The 15,810-nt window shown below is 73.0% G+C and carries 12 protein-coding genes and 1 riboswitch; of the genes, 3 read left to right on the forward strand and 9 right to left on the reverse strand.

Annotated features, from left to right (window positions below; all coding sequences use genetic code 11):
* Positions 1-32: 32 nt before the first annotated feature.
* Both KUM40_RS34345 and fahA read right to left on the reverse strand, forming a co-directional pair.
* Positions 33-971 (reverse strand): M56 family metallopeptidase, encoded by a 939-nt coding sequence (locus tag KUM40_RS34345; protein WP_217170213.1) that lies wholly within the window; start codon positions 969-971, stop codon positions 33-35.
* 294 nt (positions 972-1,265) lie between these two features.
* Entirely contained in the window at positions 1,266-2,492 is a 1,227-nt protein-coding gene (fahA, locus tag KUM40_RS34350; protein WP_217170301.1) for a fumarylacetoacetase, read from the reverse strand.
* 489 nt (positions 2,493-2,981) lie between these two features.
* On the opposite strand from fahA, the gene KUM40_RS34355 reads away from it, so the two are divergent.
* On the forward strand, positions 2,982-4,223 hold the full coding sequence (locus KUM40_RS34355; RefSeq protein WP_254396119.1) for a DegT/DnrJ/EryC1/StrS family aminotransferase: 1,242 nt from the start codon (positions 2,982-2,984) through the stop codon (positions 4,221-4,223).
* Entirely contained in the window at positions 4,216-6,663 is a 2,448-nt protein-coding gene (locus KUM40_RS34360; RefSeq protein ID WP_217170215.1) for a lipopolysaccharide biosynthesis protein, read from the forward strand. The genes KUM40_RS34355 and KUM40_RS34360 overlap by 8 nt, the downstream gene beginning before the upstream one ends.
* Here the strand turns inward: KUM40_RS34360 and KUM40_RS34365 are convergent.
* From KUM40_RS34365 to KUM40_RS34390, 6 genes are all read right to left on the reverse strand, one after another.
* Positions 6,584-7,687 carry a glycoside hydrolase family 26 protein gene (locus KUM40_RS34365; RefSeq protein ID WP_217170216.1) on the reverse strand — a complete coding sequence of 368 codons (1,104 nt, stop codon included), beginning with the start codon at positions 7,685-7,687 and terminating at the stop codon, positions 6,584-6,586. The genes KUM40_RS34360 and KUM40_RS34365 overlap by 80 nt on opposite strands.
* Positions 7,688-7,737: 50 nt before the next feature.
* The gene (locus KUM40_RS34370; RefSeq protein ID WP_254396082.1) at positions 7,738-8,223 is read right to left on the reverse strand and encodes a hypothetical protein; all 486 of its coding nucleotides are present in this window, start codon (positions 8,221-8,223) and stop codon (positions 7,738-7,740) included.
* A 137-nt stretch (positions 8,224-8,360) separates the two neighbouring features.
* A complete protein-coding gene (locus KUM40_RS34375) occupies positions 8,361-10,289 on the reverse strand; it encodes a hypothetical protein (RefSeq protein ID WP_217170303.1) in 1,929 nt (642 codons plus the stop codon).
* Between the two features lie 121 nt (positions 10,290-10,410).
* Positions 10,411-11,220 carry a polysaccharide deacetylase family protein gene (locus KUM40_RS34380; protein ID WP_254396083.1) on the reverse strand — a complete coding sequence of 270 codons (810 nt, stop codon included), beginning with the start codon at positions 11,218-11,220 and terminating at the stop codon, positions 10,411-10,413.
* Positions 11,217-12,794 (reverse strand): glycosyltransferase family 2 protein, encoded by a 1,578-nt coding sequence (locus tag KUM40_RS34385; protein WP_254396084.1) that lies wholly within the window; start codon positions 12,792-12,794, stop codon positions 11,217-11,219. Before KUM40_RS34385 ends, KUM40_RS34380 begins: the two co-directional genes overlap by 4 nt.
* A gap of 28 nt (positions 12,795-12,822) precedes the next feature.
* The gene (locus KUM40_RS34390; RefSeq protein ID WP_308401297.1) at positions 12,823-13,893 is read right to left on the reverse strand and encodes a GNAT family N-acetyltransferase; all 1,071 of its coding nucleotides are present in this window, start codon (positions 13,891-13,893) and stop codon (positions 12,823-12,825) included.
* A gap of 271 nt (positions 13,894-14,164) precedes the next feature.
* Between KUM40_RS34390 and KUM40_RS34395 the strand changes: the two genes are divergently transcribed.
* Positions 14,165-14,974: an HAD family hydrolase gene (locus tag KUM40_RS34395; protein ID WP_217170217.1), complete on the forward strand. Its 810-nt coding sequence runs from the start codon at positions 14,165-14,167 to the stop codon at positions 14,972-14,974.
* Positions 14,975-15,012: 38 nt separating this feature from the next.
* Here the strand turns inward: KUM40_RS34395 and KUM40_RS34400 are convergent, their stop codons facing one another.
* Positions 15,013-15,513, reverse strand: a complete 501-nt coding sequence (locus tag KUM40_RS34400; RefSeq protein WP_217170218.1) for a transglycosylase SLT domain-containing protein — start codon at positions 15,511-15,513, stop codon at positions 15,013-15,015.
* A gap of 4 nt (positions 15,514-15,517) precedes the next feature.
* Positions 15,518-15,686, reverse strand: a riboswitch (cyclic di-AMP (ydaO/yuaA leader).
* Positions 15,687-15,810: the final 124 nt, after the last annotated feature.

Below are 15,810 nucleotides of genomic sequence, written 5' to 3' on the forward strand. Positions count from 1 at the left end.
GACTCGCCGGGGAGGCTTCCGCGTCCGCGGGATCACGCCAGCGCCGTCAGGCCCGGGGCGAAGGTGATCAGGAGGGGGATGAGGGGGACCAGGGCGGCTGTCGCCGTGGTCAGGGCCCGGTGGCGGCGGGTCAGGCGGGGTTGGGGTTCCAGGAGGCGGTCGACACGTTCGCCGAGGAGGCGGTGGCTGGAGGAGCAGGACAGGACGCCGCGGTGCTGGTTCAGCTCGATCAGGGCCAGCGCGGTCGTCAGGTGGCCGCAGCGGCGGGACGCGGTGTCGTCGGCGGAGAGTTCGACCAGGCGATGCGTCTGGTCGCAGAAGTGCGCGAAGAGCGGGACACGCGGGAAGCCCGTGGCCAGGGCCGTGGACAGGTGCAGCAGCCAGTCGTGGCGGGCCCGGGCGTGGCCGCGCTCGTGGGTGAGGACGGCGTCCAGTTGGTGGTCGGTGAGGCGGTGCAGGGCGCCGGTGGTGACGATCAACTGGGGCGGGTTGCCGGGCATCCACCAGGCGTCCGGGTACTCGTCCTCCAGGACCAGCAGGGGACCGCGTGCGGCGGGGAGCCCGGCGGGCAGGTCGGGGGCGCGCTCGCGCAGGTGGGCGCGGGACCGGGCGCGCCGCCGGCGGGCCTCGACGAGCTCACGGCCGAGCATCGCGGTCGTCCAGGCGGCACCGCCCGCCAGCAGCAGGGTGAGGGCGGCCGCCCAGGGCGGGCCGGCGGAGAGGTTGTACGCCGCGGTCACCGCGGGCGGCGCCGGCGCGAAGAGCTGGGCGCGGACGGTGCCGAAGACGGCGGCGGCACCGAGCACGAGAGCCGTCAGACAACACAGCAGGACGGTGGCGACCAGGCACTGCCACACCCACAGCCCGACCACGGGATCCCGCTCGGGCCACCCCGAACGCGTCAGCGCGCGAGGCACCGGCACCGCGGCGGTCACGGCGACGACGAACAGCAGGAGCAGGCAGACGGTCATGCCACTGGCTCCGGATCCTGGTCGAAGGATGGGCGGCTCTGGCTGTACAAGGGCTGAGCATGTGCTCAGCATGTGCTGTACAGGGGCTGTACAGGTGCTGTGCTGGATCGGTGTCGTGGTGGTGCGGCTCCCGGTCCTGCCGGAGTAGGGGGGACGCGCCACGCACACCGCCCGACGCCAGTATGACGGGGCCGGGCGGTGTGGGTCAGGGGTCGGCGCCACCGGATCCGGAATCCCGGAGTACGGAATCCCGGAGTACGGAAACCACCGGCACCCGCCCCGCGGGGCGCTCCGTCAGGCGCCCCGTCCGACCACCCGACCGGTCACCTCGCCCAGCCCCACCCGGATGCCGCCCGGCCCCGGAGCCCAGGCCGACAACGTCACCACGTCCCCGTCCTCCAGGAACGTCCGTTTGCCGTCGGGGAGTTCCAGCGGATCGCGGCCGTTCCAGGTCAGCTCCAGCAGCGATCCGCGCTCCCGCTCGGTGGTCCCGCTCACCGTGCCCGAGCCGTAGAGGTCGCCGGTGCGCAGCGAGGCGCCGTTGACCGTCATGTGGGCCAACTGCTGGGCAGCCGTCCAGTACATGGTGGCGAACGGCGGCTCGGAGACGACATGGCCGTTGACGGCGACGGAGATCCGCAGGTCGTAGCCGCCGGGTTCGTCCCGGTCGTCGTCCGTGTCGTCCAGGTAGGGCAGCAGTTGATGCGTGCGCTCGGGCGGCGCGACCCGCGCCTCCTCCAGCGCGTCCAGCGGCGTGATCCACGCCGACACCGACGTGGTGAAGGACTTGCCGAGGAACGGGCCGAGGGGGACGTACTCCCAGGACTGGACGTCCCGCGCGGACCAGTCGTTGAGCAGGCAGAGTCCGAAGACGTGCTCGCGGAAGTCGCCGAGCGCCACCGGGCTGCCCAGTTCGGACGGCACGCCCACCACGAAGCCGACCTCGGCCTCGATGTCGAGGCGGACGGACGGGCCGAAGACGGGAGCGGCGTCGGCCGGGGCCTTGCGCTGCCCCGATGGGCGTACGACGTCCGTGCCGGACACGACGACCGTGCCGGAGCGGCCGTGGTAGCCGATCGGGAGGTGCTTCCAGTTCGGGGTGAGGGAGTCGGCGGCGTCGGGACGGAAGATCTGGCCGACGTTTCGGGCGTGGTTCTCGGAGGCGTAGAAGTCGACGTAGTCCGCCACCTCGAAGGGCAGGTGCAGGGTCACCGACGACAGCGGGTGGAAGAGGGGTTCGAGGGTCTCGCGGTGGGACGGGACCGTCACCCAGGCCGTCAGCGCGCGCCGCACGTCGGACCAGGCGGTGCGCCCGGCCGCCAGCAGCGGGTTGAGGGTGGGCCGCGCGAGCAGGGACGCGTACGGAGAGCCGAGCGCGTGGGCCGCCGCGCCGGCGTCGAGGACGTGGTCGCCGAGCCGGACGCCCACCGTCCGCTCCTGCGAGCCGGGGATCGAGAACACACCGTACGGAAGGTTGTGCGGGCCGAAGGGATCGCCCTCGGGGACATCGAAGGGGGGCATCGGGTGCTGCCTCGCTTTCGTGCTCGCCATGTGCGCGGTGCGCGCCGTGTGCGCCACGTGGTCGGTGTGCGCCACGTGGTGCGTGGTCGGGCCACACGTTACGGGGGACATACCGGTCTTGGGCAGTGCGGAGGGAGATGGCGTCGCGTGGCGGGAGAGGGCGCGCGCAGGCACGCTGACGTGCGGGGAGCGCCGCGGGCGCCGGGGCGCGGGAGGAGGAGAGCGACCCGTAGGGCGTCCCGTCGGCGTACGCCCGCGTGAACGGGCCCGGATGTGGCGCTCCGTTTCTGCCTGTGCACACGCGGTTGTCCACAGGCTGGCACGCAATCTTGACGGAGCGGTGCGAACTGGGTGACTCTGGGCGGGTGTCCGAGGGCCTCGGGGAGGGGGACTTCGACGGCACATCAGGGGGAGCGGATGGCCATTGGGGAGGCCGGTCCGGGTTCGGTGCGGGACGGTTCGCGGTCGAGGAGGCGACTGGAAGCGACCCTGCGCGGCAGACTCGGCCGGGAATGCGTGTACGTACCGTCATGCCGTTTCGGGCTGTACGCGGCACTGCGTCACTGGTGCCCGCCCGGCGGCCGGGTGTTGATGTCGCCGGTCAACGACGACGTCATCTTCTTCGTCGTCCTCGCGGCCGGGCTGCGTCCGGTGCAGGCGCCGCTCGACCCGTCGGACGCGTCCATCGACATCGATGCCGTGCCCGAGGAGACGTGGGGCTCGCTGTCCGCCGTACTGACGACGAACCTGTACGGGAACCCGGACCCGGCGCCCCGGCTGCGGGCCCGCTGCGACGCCCTGGGCATCCCGCTGTTCGAGGACGCGGCGCACGCCATCGGCAGCGACGTGGGCGGCCGGCCGGTCGGCGCCTGGGGCGACGCCTCCGTCTTCAGCCTGTCCAAGCACGTCGGTGCCAAGGCCGGGGGCATCCTCGCGGTCGCCGACCCGGGCCTGCGCGACGCGCTGGAGAAGTCCTGCGACGACCTGCTGCTGCCGCGCCGCACGACCGCCGAACTGGCCTACGCCGTAAGGCCGTACGCGGAGGCCGCCGTCCGCGGGCTGCGGCTGCGGCGGGCCGCCTGGGCCACGATGCGGCTGCTGGGGCTGATGGAGCGCGAGGAGATCCGGATGCCGCTGCGCCCGGACGAGCTGGCACGCGCGGGCGCAGCGGCACCCGGCCTGGACGCGCACGACCCCTGGGTCCGCGTCGACATGCACGACTACCGGCTGCGGGCCGGCCGGTTCCGGCTCGGGCGGGTCGGGCGCGGGCTCGACCGGCTGGACGACGTACTCGCGGACTGCCGGGCCGGTACGGAGCTGCTGCTGTCCACGCGCTGGGCGGGGCCGGCCGTCCGGGCAGCCGCGGGCGCGGGCGCAGCCGGAGCCGCGGGCGCGGGCGCAGGCGAGGGCGCGGGCGAGGGCAGTCGGTCGGCGGCGGGCACGGTACAGCCGTTGTTCCGGGTGCCGTTGCTGGTGGCGGACCGGGACGCGGCCGTCCGCGCGCTGGCCCGGCGCGGCATTGTCGTCGGCTACCTCTACGACCCGCCCCTGGACGACTACGCGGGCGCGGCCTTCACCGATCCGTCGCCCGCCCCCGAGGGGGCCCGCTGGTTCGCGCGGCACGCGCTGCCCGTGGATCCGCTGCGGGCCCGCGCGGTCCTCGCCGCGCTGGAGGAGTCCGGAGTACGACCGGCCGAGGCGCCGGAAGGGCTGGGTCCGTCCGGTGGCTGAGACCCGGGTGCACGAGGCCGCCGCGGCACCCGCGGGCGGCGGCTCGGCCCTGCCCCGGGGCGGACACGGTGGCGACTCGCTCTTCAAGAACGCCTACTTCCTGATGCTCAGCACCGGCGTCTCCGCCGTGCTCGGCCTGGGCTTCTGGCTCGTGGCCGCCCGCTACTACTCGGAGGAGGCCGTCGGCCAGGGCTCCGCGGCCATCGCCGCCATGCGGCTGCTCGCCAGCATCACGGCGACCACGATGATCGGCGCCGTCGTCCGTTTCGTGCCGCGCGCCGGCCGCGCCACCGGAGGGCTGGTGTGGCGTGCGTACGCGGCGAGTTCGGTCGTCGTCGCCGTGGCCGCCGTCGTCTTCCTGCTCACCCTCGACCTGTGGGGCGCCTCGTACGCCCCGCTCGGCACGCTCGAGGCGGGGACGCTGTTCGTCGCCGCGTCCGTGGCCTGGGCGCTGCTCACTCTCCAGGACGGCGTGCTGACCGGGCTGCGCAAGGCGGAGTGGGTGCCCGCCGGGAACGCCGTGTTCTCGGTCGGGAAGCTGATCCTGCTGGCCCTCTTCGCCACCACACTGCCGGTGCTCGGCATCTTCGTGTCCTGGGCGGTGGCCATCGCCTTCTCCACCGTGCCGCTCGGCTGGCTGATCTTCCGCAGACTCATCCCGCGCCAGACCGCCGCCGACCGCGCGGTGGAGCCGCCCGCCGTCCGCGAGATGGGCCGCTTCCTGGCCGGGGACTCGCTGGGCGCGCTCTTCAGCCTGGCGATGATCAATCTGTTGCCGGTGATGGTCGCGGTCAACTTCAGCGCCGCGGAGAACGGCTACTTCTATGTGGCCTACACCGTCGGCGGAACCATGGAGTTCATGGCCGTCAACATGGCCTCCTCGCTCACCGCGCACGCCTCGCACGACCCGCGCCGCCTCGCCGACGGCGTCCGGGGAGCGCTGCGCCGCATGACGCTGCTGCTGGTGCCGGTCGTCGTCTTCCTGGTCGTCTTCGCCCCGCAGATCCTCGCCCCCTTCGACGCGGACTACGCCGAGCACGGCTCCACGGTGCTGCGGCTGCTGGCCATCGGGGCGCTGCCGAGGGTCGTGGTCGAGCTGTACATCGGCGTGCTGCGCGTCCAGGGCCGCACCGGTGTGCTCGCCGCCGTGCAGGGCACCATGTGCGTCCTCGTGCTGGGCAGCGCGGCGATGCTGTTCACGCCGGCCGGGATCGCGGGCGCCGGCTGGGCGGTGCTGGTGAGCATGACGGTGGTCGCCGTCGGCTGCGCGCCCGGCCTGCGCGGGGCGCTGCGCGGCATGGACGACGCCGGCGGAAAGGGTCCGCGGGCGGGTGGCAGACGGCGCCGGCGCCGGGACCCGGTCGCCACCGGCCCGGACTACGGCACCCGATGGGCACGGCTGAACGCGACCGCCGGCTACGGCACCAACTGGGCACGCTGGGCGGACTACGAGCGGCGCAGACCCGGCCAGGACGCGGCCGGGACGGCTGACACGGCCGACGGGGCTGACGGGGCTGACGCGGCTGGCACGGCTGGACTGTTCATCGGCCGTCCCGGGTACGAGCGCGAGGCGCTGCAGGCGGACACCCTGGCGCTGGTCGTCCGGCCGCACCAGACCGACGCGGACGCCGGGGCGGCGGGCGGCGCCGCGGCCGGGGTCGGCGCTGGGACGGCCGGGGCCGACGCCGGGGACGGCCGGGAGCGGTGGCTGAGGGGCGTTCTGTGGTACCTGCTCGCCATCGCCACGGCGGTCTTCTGGGCGGCGCTGCGCGGCCTGCCGTGGCTCGGCGGTGCCTCCGGCGCGTCCGGGGATTCCGGAGCCGAGCTGACGGGACGCCGGTTGCTGGAAGAGCTGCCGTGGCCCGCAGTCGTCGCGGGAGGCCTGCTGCTCGTGGTGTTCGTCGCGTCGGTGACGCTGTGCACGGCGCGTACCGCATGGCTGCCCGGTGCGGCACTCGGATCCGCGCTGCTCGCCCTGCACACCGCGCCCGTGGCCCTCGGTTGGCAACCCCGGGCGGTCGACGGCGCGTTCTACACGAGGTCGGCCGGTGCGCTGGCGGAGACGATGGGGCTGAGCGGGCCCGGACCCTTGCTGCGGTGGGTGCCGCAGGTGGCCCTCCTCCTGTGCCTGGTTCCGCTGGGGCTGCTGCTCGCGCGCACGGTCGGGCGGCTGACGTGGCCCGGGTGCTGGGGAGTCCTGTATCTCGTCGCGGTGGGCGGCTGGGTGTGGCGGCAGGCGCTCGCGCCCGCGGCACTGCCGCTGCTCGCCGCCCTCGCCGCCCTCGCCGTACTCGTCGGCGTTGCTGCCCTCGCTGCCCTTGCTGTCCTCGTCCGGCTTCCGGGCCGGAAGGCCGGTGCGGTCAGCGGGACGGCACGGGCTGGTGGAAGTACCCGTTCTTCCCCGCCTCCCGGTAACCCTCGAGCCCCGGTCCGTCGTTGACCGTCAGGTCGCACGCGGGCTCCTCGGAGGGCGGCCGGTTCCAGTGCACCAGCGCCCTGACCTGCGGGAGCTTCTTCACGTCGGCGGGGATCCGCGTGTACCAGTCGCGCTGACGCGTCGGGTTGTCTGCGTCGGGCGCGGTGGCGAACTCCGCGAGCATCACCGGCTTGTCGTCGGTGATGTTCTCGCGCAGCCATTCGTAGCTGGGCCGCTGGCTGCGCAGGAAGCTCTTCCAGTCGGTGGTGTTGTGGCACTGGTAGTAGTTGTACTGGTCCATGGCGATCCAGTCGACGTACTCGTCCCCGGGGTAGAGCGCCTTCATCTCGTCCGCGCTGCCGAGGTAGCCGGAGACGGTCCACACCCACACGACGTTGTCGGCGCCCAGCTCACGGAACCGGTCGTGCAGATGACGGTACGCCGCGACGAACTCCTCCGGCGTGCCCGCGCCTTCCTTGATGCGGGCGTCGGTCTCCTGGTCGAAGGAGATGAAGACCCGTTTGCCGTAGGACTTGATGCGCCGGATCTGCGGGTCGAGGATCTCCTCGTCGTACTTCCCCGAGGCGATGTTCTTCCAGCCGAGCTGGGTCTCGGTCCAGTTCTCGTGGTGCGGCTCGGTCCAGATCGTGGACTCCCAGGCCAGCATGAGCAGCCGGTCCCTGCCCAGCTCCTGTTCGTCCGGGGTGAGCAGTTGGCCGTCGAGCTCGGTGCCCGACATGTCGTGGTAGTTGTAGACGAGGTCCAGCTTGCGGCCGATCCGCTTCTCGAAGCCGAGCACCGCGTCCTTGAGCGACCCGTTCCCGGCGTACGGCACGTACGCGCCCCACCAGGCCCCGCAGCCGGGAACGAGCGTCTCGCTGGGCGCGCACGGACCGGTGGGCGCCTCGCCGGAGGCCGCGTTGTCGGGCAGGGCGTCCCCGGAGACGTCCGGTTCCTCGGAGCGGCCGGCCCAGACGCCGAGCCCGGCGATCAGTGCGGCCACCGCCACCAGTACGACGGCCGTATAGGCGCGCTTCGCCGTGCCCATGCCTGTCACCCCACGGGAATCGGACGGCTCGTGTCCCCGGTGCCCGCCCGTCATGTGCCGCCACCGGGGGCGGACCTGCGTTTGGCGGGTTCGGCCGCGCCGCGACGGGCGGCGGGCAGCGGGAGTCCCGGCAGCGCCGCGGTGACCGTGGTGAAGACGGCGAGCGAGACGATGAACGCGGCCATCGAGAAGGCCTCCACCAGGAACAGCGCGGTGGCGGCGAGCACACCGAGCGAGAGGCTGACGGGCGCGGCGAACGCGGCGGCCTCCAGCCGCGCACCGGCGGCCAGGCCGCTCGGCTGCGGATACAGCGCAGCGCAGCCCGGTCCGAACAGGGTGAAGAGCAGCACCGGTATCCAGCGCAGCGGTGACGGGCCGGGTACGGCGGTGGCGGCCAGCGCCAGCCAGCCGGAGGCGGCGACGAGGACTCTGAGATGTGTCGGGGTCACTCTGACGCCCCGGATCTCTTCGGCGCGGCCGGTGTCCTGGGAGCCGGTGGAGCCCCCGGTGGAGTCGGTGAAGTCTGTGGTGTTCATGGACTGACCTGACCGCCCTTCGTCGCTTCGGTTCTCGGATCACCTGGTGGTCGTCATGGGATGGACGTCATCGGATGGTCGTCATGGGGTGGCCGTCATCGGATGGTGGTCATGGGGTGGCCGTCATCGGATGGTGGTCATGGGGTGGCCCGGCGGTACTCCAGAACCACCCCGTAGGGATGGCTCTCGACGGTGCGGAAGAGCGGCGAGGCCGACAGTTCCGTGCGCAGCCTCGCGAAGCCGTCGGGCGGCAGCAGGCCCTCTCCGGCGGTGTAGACGTCCTGGGTGCGGGTGAGGATCACGTACGCCGTCGTTCCCGGCGGGATCCCGTCGGCGAGGTAGCCGGCCGGGTCCTTCAGCATCCGCTCGTTTTCGGGGAGTTCCTGCTCGGCGAAGTACCAGTGCTCGAGGCTGTCGTAGCGGTGCAGCGCCTGCGGGAAGGAGCCGGTGGTGGCGAGGATCAGCGAGTCTTCGGGGGCGTTGTCGAGGGTCCGGGTGACCAGGGCGGTCTCCGCGGGCGGCGTGTAGTACATCTTCTCCTTGCCGTAGTACGACGGCAGGAAGCCGGCCAGCAGCACCAGCAGGACCGCCGGCAGGACAGCAGGCAGCACCGCCGGCAGCGCGACGGCCGCGACCCTCTGCCGAGGCGCCTTCACGACCCTCGGGCGGTCGCGGTGGGCGCCCGCGAAGGCCGGCACGAGTGCCGCGGCGGCGAAGAAGGCCCCGCCGGGCAGGGCGAACAGGTAGACGCGGAAGAGCATTTCGCCGCCGTAGTCGTTGACGACGAACAGCGGCACCGGCGCGACGGAGACCAGCAGCAGTGGCAGCGCGCTGCGGGTCAGCCGGCGCCGCAGCACGACGGCACCACCGGCGAGCGCGGTGACCGCCAGCACCATCGCCACGTTGGCCGTACCGGCGAGTTCGGGCCCGGGGCCGGTGAGCTGACCGGCGTAGCCGGCGCGGGAGTTCTGGGTCAGTTCGCCGAGGGACTCCTTGAGGGTGGAGAGCGTCTCGACGAACAGCGGCCGCCCCATGGTCAGGTCCCAGGTCAGCATCAGCAGCCCGGCGACGGCCAGCAGCCCGACGTTGCGGTAGCGGCGGGTGAGGTTGAGGGCGAGCAGGCAGACGCAGAGCATCACCGGCGTGAGCTGGTGCGTGGCGTTGATGGCGGCGATCAGCGGGGCGAGGATCACCACGCAGATCGCGCGCTGTCCGCTTCCGGTCGGCGGGGGGACGCTGGCCGCCGCCGGATCGAGGAAGGCGCGGTCGCGCAGTTGTCCGGCGGAGCCCGGGCGCACGAAGTGCCGCAGCACCACCGCGATGACCGCCAGATGCAGCAGGTACGCGAGTCCCTGCGGGGCGAAGTAGTCCTGGCCCACCCAGTTGGCGAGCTGGAAGATCCAGACGGCGGTCCACACCAGTCGCCAGTCCCGGCAGAAGGTGCGGTAGATCAGCACCAGCACCGGCGTCATGAGCAGCCCGAGGACGATCGGTGCCCAGTTGGCGTACGCGGCGGCGCTCTCCACCCCGAAGGCGCGGACCAGGCCGCCGTTGAGCGTGAAGAACCCCGGCCACTGGTCGTACGCCGACATGTTGCCCGACAGCGCCGCCTCCGGCCGGAGTTCGCCGTTGGCGAGCAGCGTGTTGACGACGGCGTCGTGCTTGGAGGCCCACGGGTAGCGCACCGCGTCGTAGAGCACCGCCGGTGGTGCCTTGAGGGCGAACAGCATCGCGGCGCAGTGCGCGGCCGGCCACCAGGGTGCGGTGGCCGCGCGCCGCAGGCTGAGGACGAAGCCCGCGGTGAGGACCAGCAGCGAGAGGTAGTAGGTGACGGGCAGGCGGTCCAGCAGGCCGTAGTCGCCCATCTCACGGAAGCCGATGCGGGGCAGCGCGTACACCCACAGCGCGGTGGCGAGCAGCAGCGTCAGCAGGCCGAGGGTGCGGGGGCGGCGGAGGGCGGCCCGCCAGGAACGGGCGGCCCGCCAGGAACCGGGCTCACCGGGCTCACCGGGCGCCCCGCCGGTGGGCCCTCCCGGGGTGGTGAGGGGATCTGCGGGCGGCGGCATGCTGCTCTCGGCGGTCGGTACGGGCACATGTTGCTGCACGCTGAAGCTCCCTCCCCTGGGGCCAAGTATAGGAATTTACTCGGCTTTTCACACCCAAATCATCCGGTTCCCCGCCGCTCGCTCACCCGGCGAACACGGGGCCGTGCAGGACGGCGCGGGCCCGGCGGTACCACCGCCAGCCGACCGTCTTCGGGCCGTCGCGATAGGGGGCGGTCCGGGCGCCGTCCCCCGCCAGCCAGCCCTCGACGTCGGCGACCGTGTGGCCGCGCCGCACGATGAGCCGGGCGATGCGGTACCGCTCGTCGCGGTCCGAACTGAGCGCGTGCCGCACGGCGGTCGCCGTCTCGTACCCGGCGCGGGCCGACAGCGCCCGGACCTTCGCGCTGTTGTAGCCGTGCGGGTAGGCGAGGTGACGGACCGGATGGCCCAGGGCGTCCTCCAGTACCGCCTTGGAGGTACGCAGTTCGTACGCGAGGTCCTTGGTGGACAGGGTGTCGAGCTGGGCGTGGGTGACGGTGTGGCTGCCGATCTCCATGCCGGAACGTTCCAGCGCATCCACCGCGTCCAGGGTCGTCATCGGGGCGGGCGGCAGCAGACTGCGGCCGCCCGGGGTGATGGCCCCGGTGGTGAGATAGGCGGTGGCGGGCAGCGCGCGCTCGGCCAGCGCCTCGGCCGTGGGACCGGGCAGGTCGGCGAAGCCGTCGTCGAAGGTGAGCAGCACCGGCCGGGGCGGCAGCGGTGCCCGCCGGGCGAGGTGGTCGGCGAGCGCACTGATCGTGACCGGCGTCCTGCCGCTGTCGATGATCGCGTCCAGGTGCGCGGCGAACTCCTTCGGGGCGACGCTGAACTCGGCGATCCACGAGGGCGGATCGTCCATCACCGCGTGGTAGAGGAGGACGGGGATGTGCCGTGCCCAGGCCGCCTCGCTCATCGCGCCTCCAGTCCGGCCGTGCGCAGGGCGAGGCGGGCGCGCAGATAGCCGACGGGCCCGTACAGCATGCCCCGGCGCTGCAACCGCGACAGGCGCCGCGGCCAGGGATGGATCCGTTCGTCGTGGGCTCCGGGGGTGCCGGGGGCGCCCGGGGCGCCGCCGTCCCCCGTGTCCCGTACGGCGGTCAGGCCCCGCGCGTGTGCCAGCCCGCCCGGCAGCCGGACGAGGAGGGCGGGCAGCAGCGCGGGCCGGTTCACCAGGACCGCGGTGAGATACGCGGTGAGGCCGGCGCCGTAGCCGAACGCCTGGGCCTCCAGGTCCCGCCAGCTCTCCCGGTGGTGGTGCCAGACCAGCGCCGAGGGGGTGTAGCGCAGCCGCTGCCCCTGGGCGAGGACGCGGACGAACCCGTAGAGGTCGTCGCCGCCCCGCGCGCGCGTGCCGGCGCCGGTCGCCGGGTCGAAGCCGCCGACCGTCCGCAGTACCGCCGTACGGAAGGCCATGTTGGCGCCGGAGCCGAACCGGCCCGCGGTGAACGGGAACAGCGGCTCGTCGGCGGGCGGATGCTCCGGGTCGTACGTCCGTGGCGTGAACCCCTTCGCGAAGCCGCCGTGGCTCTCCAGGAGGACCTGGGCGGGGGTGCGCAGCCGCGCGGGCAGGATCAGCCCGGTGGTGCAGCCGAGGCGCGGGTCGGCGGTGAAGGGCGCGGTCAGCTCGGTGAGCCAGCGCGGGTCGGCGACCACGTCGTCGTCGGTGAAGGCGACCACCTCGCTCCGCACGAGGGCGAGACCCCGGTTGTGCGCGACGGCGAGGCCGGGCACCGGTTCGCACACGTACCGGACGCGTTCGCCGTACTTGCGCAGCACCAGGTCCCGCGTCTCGCCGGTCAGGGGCGCGTTGTCGACGACGACGACGTCGAAGTCCGGGTGGTCCTGCGCGAGGAGCGAGTCCAGGGCGCGGGCGAGCGGACCCGGGCGCTCCCGGGTGGCCACCACGACCGTGGCGGACGGCGGCGCGGACGGCGGCGCGGACGGCGGTGCGGGCGATGGCTCGGGCAACGGCGCGGGCAACGGCTCGGACGGCTCCCCGCGGGGCAGCTCCCGGGCGAGCACGGCCAGTACCCGGGTGGGATCCGCCCCCTCGGGCACCTGCCCGACCAGCGTGCCGACGGGCCGACCCGCCCGTCTGACCAGGAGGAACACCGCACCGGACGTGACCGGTGGGCACCCCGGGCCGGGTCTGAGCACCGCGTGCCCGTCCGTCTTCCCGGCGTTGACCGCGTGCCCGTCCGTCTTCCCGGCGCTGACCGCGTCCTCGTCCACCTCCCTGGCGTCAACCGCGTTCCCGTCGCTGACCGCGTCCCCGGCCATCTCCCCGGCGCTGACCGCGCCCCCGTCCGCCTGCCCGTCGCCGACCGCGTCCCCGGCGCCATCGGCACCCGCGGCGCCCACGGCACCCGCGGCACCCCCCGCACCCGCGCCCCCGAGATCCAGCTCGGCCACCTGCACCGGCCCGATGCCGAGGAACTCCGCCGTTTCTCGCCGTGTCTCCGGTCGCGCACGCCCCGTACCGGCCATGCGCCCACCCCCCTAGTGGTTGCCTCCGTCAGGACTGGCGCAGCCGGCCCGCGCTCCTCAACGTCCGTGCCGCCAGTGACGCCAGCCGGGGCCGGTCGCGTACGAAACCGTGCGCGCGGCGCGCCGGTTCGCGGCCGAGCCAGTGCAGTGCGGCGCCCGCCCCCACGCGCGTCGCCGCCCCCTCGTAGACGGGCATCTCGCCGGTCTTCAGGGAGTCCTTGTACTCCGCCGGGCCCCGCCCCATGTCGAGCAGACCGATGCCCTCGGCGGCCGCGGCCTCGGCCATGCGCAGATGCAGCACCAGTCCCGGCGAGTACTTCGCGAAGTCCGGGTCGTACGCCGGGAACCAGCAGGCCAGGACCGTCGCCGAGCGCAGCCCGAAGTGCGCGGCGACCGGCCGGCCGTCCGCGTAGAGCACGGACAGCGTGCCGGTGCACCCGGGCGCCCGCGTCTCGGCGAGCCGGGCGACGAGCCGGGTGATCCACTCCTGTGCGAACCGGTCCCGGCGCCCCGTCCTGCGGTACTGCGCCGACTTCCACTCCATGAGCGTGCGCAGCGCGGCCGGATCGCGCTCGTCGAACACGAAGCGGACGTCTCCGGCCCGGCGGCCCAGCCTGCGCTCCTTGGCCAGTGTGGTCTTCAGGAACTTCGGAGACCGGTCGCGCAGTACGTCCTCGTACGCCTCGTAGCCCTTCTCCACGTCGATGACGTAGGTGGCGTGCTCGTCGGCCGCGCACGGCACGAACAGCCCCTGCCCCGCCTCCAGGTTGTCGAAGGCGAAGCTCGACAGGGAGCAGGCCCGCAGCAGTTCGTGGAGGTCCGGGGTGAGGTCCCGGCGCAGTACCGCGCCCTGGCAGTCCGACACCCCGAGCCCGATCGCCCGGCCCTGGCCCAGTGGACCGCGCTCGTACGGCAGGAAACCGGCCGCCTCACCGCCGTCGTGCAGCACCGCCACCCGCGCCCGCGGGCGTACGCGGCCCACGACGTCGGTGAACTCCGGTTCCATGAACGGGTTGCGCGGCGCCGCCGACCTGGCGCGCAGCTCGCGCCAGTGCTCCCGCTCCCCCTCGCCCAGTTCCTCCGGCCTGAGCACACGCACACGTCCGCTGTTCAACCCGACCCCCCGATCAAGTCCCCCCTGAACAACAGTGAAGGTACCCCCGGGGGCCGCCCGGCGGGTAGGTAGCGGACCATCTTGTTGCCAACCGGCGCACAGGCCTTTAACCGGCCTTAGCCGATGATGTGCCAGGTTTCGGACATGATCGGGCACGCTCGTGCATCCTCGTGCGGGTTCGAACGCGTTCGCTACGTCCTCGTTCGGAAGCGGTCGCGGGTGAGTCGGACGGATGCGGTGTCCGTATTCTCTGATCATGGACCGCACCGCATATGCACTCGTCGCGACCGACCTGGACGGCACGCTGCTCCGCGGCGACGACACCGTCTCCGACCGGTCGCTGGCCGCGCTGGCGCGGGTGGCCGGGGCCGGTGCGCGGCATCTGGTGGTGACGGGGCGGCCGGCCCCCCGGGTGCGGTCTCTGCTCGACCGCCTCGGCGCCACGGGGCTCGCGGTGTGCGGGCAGGGCGCGCAGGTGTACGACGTCGGCGCGCACCGGATGCTGTGGTCGGTCACCCTGGACCGGGAGCTGGCCGAGACCGCGCTCGGCAAGATCGAGGCCGAGGTGGGCCAGGTGCACGCCGCGGTCGACCAGGACGGCGTGGACGGGCTGACGCTCATCGAGCAGGGGTACCTGATGCCCCACCCGAAGCTGCCCGCGGTGCGCGTCGGGCGGCGCGACGAGCTGTGGACCACCCCGATCAGCAAGGTGCTGCTGCGCCACCCCGAGCTGACCGACGACGAGTTGGCGGCGACGGCGCGCGCGGTGGTCGGTTCCCTCGCGACGGTCACGATGTCGGGGCCCGGAACGGTGGAACTCCAGCCGTGCGGCATCACCAAGGCGACCGGTCTGGCACTGGCCGCCGAGCATCTGGGCCTGGAGCGGCGGCGGACGATCGCCTTCGGCGACATGCCCAATGACATCCCCATGTTCCACTGGGCGGCCCACGGCGTCGCCATGGCCGGCGCCCACCCCGAACTCAAGGCGGTGGCCGACGAGGTCACCCTCACGAACGAGGACGACGGCGTGGCCGTCGTCCTCGATCGGATCTTCGCTACCTCGTAGTACGGCTCAGTACAGCTCCGTACGCGCTTTGGTACGGCTCAGTACGCGCTGAAGACGTTGTCCATCGAGCCGTAGCGGTCGGCCGCGTAGTTGCAGGCCGCGGTGATGTTGGCGACCGGGTCGTACGGGTCCCAGGAGGTGCCCTCCACGTGGTACGCCTGGAAGGTCGGGTCGATCACCTGGAGCAGGCCCTTGGACGGGGTGCCGTTGACGGCGTTGATGTCCCAGTTGTTGATCGCGAGCGGGTTGCCGGACGACTCCCGCATGATGTTGCGGTGGATGCCGTCGTACGACCCGGGGATGCCGTGCTGCGCCATGATGTCGAGCGACTCCCGGATCCAGCCGTCGAGGTTGTCCGGGTACGTGGTCGCCGCCGTGGTGGCGGTCGTGGCGGTGGTGGCGGCGGCCGGGGTGGCCGCGGAGGCCGTGGTGGCGCCGATGAGCGGCAGCGCGAGCACCGCGGCGCCGGTGCCGGCCACGGCGAGCTTGCGGGCGAGACGGCTGGTACGGGCGTGACGGTTCTGACCGTTGGCAGACATGCTGTGTCCCTCTCCATACGCCTACGAGGTGAGCTGTCGGGTTCGGGCGGGGAGGTGCCCGGCCGCGCCCTGACGGGTACGGCTTCACCCCGAGCCGCTCCGGTGGTGACCGGTGCGGCGACTTACCTGGGTCCCCCGCTCCTGCCTGCGAGTTTGTTGGGTGGATGACTGTGCTTCCGGGCGGTGGCAGGATTCGGCGTCCGCCCGACAGGCCGGGAACGTATGCGAGAGCACATGTCCGGAACAAGTGCAGGAATCACCCAACATGCCTGTTGACCTTGGTCTGAGGCGTTTGAG

The sequence above is a fragment of the Streptomyces sp. AC512_CC834 genome (genome assembly GCF_019049325.1).
Classification (GTDB): Bacteria; Actinomycetota; Actinomycetes; order Streptomycetales; family Streptomycetaceae; genus Streptomyces.